The sequence below is a fragment of the Aliivibrio sp. S10_S31 genome (assembly GCF_014694495.1).
In the GTDB taxonomy this organism is placed as follows: Bacteria; Pseudomonadota; Gammaproteobacteria; order Enterobacterales; family Vibrionaceae; genus Aliivibrio; species Aliivibrio fischeri.
In genome coordinates, this window is sequence record NZ_JAAUWR010000183.1 from 1 (window position 1) to 218 (window position 218).

Sequence of the window (218 nt, forward strand, 5' to 3'; positions counted from 1 at the left end):
TGTGCTTATAACAAATGCATCAACACGATTTGCTACATTCGGCATTCTAGATTTCTTTTGGTTTACCGCATTAAGTGGTAAATTTGGGCTAAATCTGCATGGTAGCAAACGTGTTATGCAGGCGTTACACGAACTAAAGATTGCAGTTTTTTGGCTCAGTTCAGCGATTGAGCCGTTAATTTTTTAGGCGTGAAAGTAGGGTGGATTTCCTTTTTCTT

At 39.0% G+C, this 218-nt stretch carries 1 protein-coding gene; it reads left to right on the top strand.

Annotated features, from left to right (window positions below; all coding sequences use genetic code 11):
• Positions 1–187: hypothetical protein (locus HC728_RS20470; protein WP_238933847.1), on the top strand; the 187-nt coding region annotated here is incomplete at its 5' end.
• Positions 188–218: the final 31 nt, after the last annotated feature.